Source organism: Methylobacterium gossipiicola, from assembly GCF_900113485.1.
In the GTDB taxonomy this organism is placed as follows: Bacteria; Pseudomonadota; Alphaproteobacteria; order Rhizobiales; family Beijerinckiaceae; genus Methylobacterium; species Methylobacterium gossipiicola.
On sequence record NZ_FOPM01000057.1, the window covers coordinates 1 to 3,102 of the forward strand.

Below are 3,102 nucleotides of genomic sequence, written 5' to 3' on the forward strand. Positions count from 1 at the left end.
CTGTCTCGCTCCTCGATCCACCAAACTCGGCGATGAACCACCCCGTGGGGGCCGATCAACCTTCACTCCTCACCGCCGTGGCATTCCATACCCGGCGGGGCCGTCGAGCAGTTGATCACGCAAGTCTGATTCGCACGGCAATACCATTGGACGGAGCCTCGGCTGATGCACGAGGCCGTGCAGTGCCGATGAGGCACGCCCACGGGTTCGATGAAGGACAAGGGAGGGTCCTTCCGCACGCGCGGAGGTTCCGCCGCGACCGGCGCGATCGACGTTCCGAGGGCGAGGATCGCGAAGATCCATGATCGTAGCGGGCGAGGATGAGACAGCATCATGTCGACACCTCATCGCGAAATACACATTAGAACAATTCTTAAAATAGTATTCATTTCCCCAGGGCGCCCTTGACGCCGACCGGGGCGTGCTGCGGCTCACGAGGCGGCGTCCCGCGCCGGCCATCCTCTCGTGGGACCGCACGCTACGGCATCGTCATTCCGCCGGATGCGTTCGCTGTTCCATCACCGAGCATCCCATCTCGAACCGGCATCCCCCGGCGCGACCATCCCCCACCACCAGCGAAAAACCATGCAGCTTGGCGATGGCGGCGACGAGGCCGAGGCCGAGGCCATTGCCCGGCGTCTGCCGGGCGCGTTCCACGCGATAGAAGCGCTTGAAGATCCGGTCCCGCTCGCCAGCGGCGATCCCAGGCCCCGTATCCTCGACGGACATGACGGCCGCGCCGTCGCGTCGGGCGAGACCGACCGTGACGCGGCCCCCGGCCGGGGTGAACTTGATCGCGTTGTCGAGGAGATTGGAGACGGCCTCGAAGACCAGGCTGCGGTCCCCCTCGATGGGCGGGACATCGCCATCGAGGGCGCGTTCGAGGCCGATCCCCTTTTCCTCGGCCAGGGGCTCGAAGAATTCCACCGCCTCGCTCACCACGAGCCCGAGGTCGACCGGGCCGAAGGCGGCGCAACGACGGCCATGCTCGATCTCGCCAATCCGCAGGACCGCCGTCACCATCTCCAGGGTCTGGTCGATCCAGACCAGCCCCTGATCGACCGCTTCGCGCAGTTCCTCGATGTCGCGCGCCTGTTCGCGTCCGCGCTCCAGGCGAAGCCGCAGGCGCGTCAGGGGTGTCCGAAGGTCGTGGGCCACGGCGTCGCCGACGCCACGCACCTCCGGTGCGCCTCGTCGTTGATCACGACGAGGTTTTTGATCGGCAGCAGCTCCCGGCAAACGCGCTGGAGCATTGCGCCCTCGGACTCGATCGTGTCAATCGGCGCATGGCGGCCCTGGAGCAGCGAGCGTCCGACCTTCGAGATCTCCAGCGTCTCGCGACGCTTGAACGCATGGTAGTTCGTCAGCACGATCTTCGCCTGCCCCAGGTCGTGGAGCATGTCGGTCGGCACGAGTTCGCGCTTGCTGTAATAGGCGTCGGGGTCACCGGGCATCAGCACCCGCAGACGGTCCCGAATCGTGATGCCGGGCGTCACGAGCAGGAAGCCGCGGGTGAAGTGCTTCGCGTTCGGACTGCGCACGGCGTTGATGGTCTGCCATGCGATGAGCATCGCCATGACGGTCGTCTTGCCGGCTCCCGTTGCCATCTTCAGGGCGAGTCGCGGCAGGCCAGGGTTCGCGCCCTCGTTGGCGCCCTCGATGTGGCGAAGGATGTGCGCATACTGGCGCTGCCGTCCGGCCACCTCAGTGAGCCAGATCGCGGTTTCGACCGCTTCAACCTGGCAGAAGAACGGGCGGGGGCCGTGCCAGCCCTGATCGCGGCGCCAGTGCTGGAGAAGTCGCTGGGTAGTGGGCGTGACGCCCCAATCGGCGGGATTGGGTAACGAGCGCCAGGATGCCACGTGCCCGCGAATTTCGTTGATGATCGGCGTCGGGTTGTAGGCCTGCTCCGCGGTGGACAGGTCGGTGCCGTCGCCGAGCCCCAGGACGGTCTGTCTGCCCCTACCTCTTTGCTTCTTGGACTTCGGGACAGGCGTGATCAGGGAGGAGCGTCGGCGGCCTTGTGCCGGCTCTTGGTCGAGCGGCTGCCCGTCACTGTCCAACGCATGGTGCCGCGTGGGGATATTGTAGGGCGAATTGAGGATCGGTCGTTCGAAGAACGGCGTCGCCATTCGGCCCTCCCGGCAAGCAGCCTTAAAATTATTGTGAGATAGGATAACGACCGCCATCTCCCCGTGCGAGCGCGTAGCACGCTACAATCCGCCGATCGGTGGGACCGTGATTATTCTGCAACTCCTCAGTGCGGTCGTGTTGGACGGTCTGAAGCGGGATGGCGACGCGAGGCCAAATCGACTTCATCGATCTCGTTGTCGATCACCAGACCGCGCAGAGCTGGGCCTGCTTTGCGAAAGCCCCTTCACGGACGTGGCGCTTCAGGGTCCAGAGCAGGTGCTCAGAGACGCAGAGACAATCCAACCGTTCGAGGTGATCGAAGCGCCGAATGAGAGCGTGGTGGCGTAGCTGTCTCGTCTTGGGTTTGGTTCCAGAAGTCGATGACCTCGCCTCCGTCCCGAGCTGGCGCGCAGCACTCGCTAGGCCTCGTTCTTTGCAGCCTCACAGCCCGGGGTGAGCAGATAAGGCCAAAGGAAAGAGGGAAACATCACTTTGGATCAGTTTACAACATACAGCTTCTAGGACACAGAAAAATTATTTTTCATCAAAGATAAAGTAAAAAATTTATTTCAAGTTTTCTTCGTAAATCCCGTGACCAGATCGCTATAGACGATTCACCAGCCAGCGACACCAAACCATCGGAATAAGATAATGGCCGCCGAACACAAGATTACAATCAACAATCTCTACATAAAGATTGCCGAACTCGTGGTTTTCACTCGCAAATGGAAGGTTGAAATTGGCCTGCCCCCATTCGGTGGCCCAGGTTCGAAGTTAGTGCATCGTCGGTCGCGTGGCGATGGCGGGGTGAGCGAGCGGCCCTGAGCCGCCTGGTTCCGTTAGCCAGATGACGACCTCCGGTGCGGGTGGCTGGTAGCCGAGCGACGAGTGCGGCCGGATGCTGTTGTAGTGCCTCCGCCATTGCTCGATCACGACGCTGGCCTCCTTGAGGGTGTAGAACACCTCGCC

2 protein-coding genes and 1 pseudogene are annotated in these 3,102 nt (G+C 62.7%); all 3 read right to left on the minus strand.

Annotated elements, in window-relative coordinates; genetic code table 11:
* Nucleotides 1-489: 489 nt before the first annotated feature.
* A complete protein-coding gene (locus BM249_RS20900) occupies nucleotides 490-1,179 on the minus strand; it encodes a sensor histidine kinase (protein ID WP_244528898.1) in 690 nt (229 codons plus the stop codon).
* Nucleotides 1,180-1,184: 5 nt separating this feature from the next.
* Nucleotides 1,185-2,132, minus strand: a pseudogene (locus tag BM249_RS20905) (DEAD/DEAH box helicase family protein); the annotation flags it as partial.
* Nucleotides 2,133-2,907: 775 nt separating this feature from the next.
* Nucleotides 2,908-3,102, minus strand: a 195-nt coding sequence (locus BM249_RS20910; RefSeq protein ID WP_143103836.1) for an integrase core domain-containing protein, incomplete at its 5' end; no start/stop codon positions are given.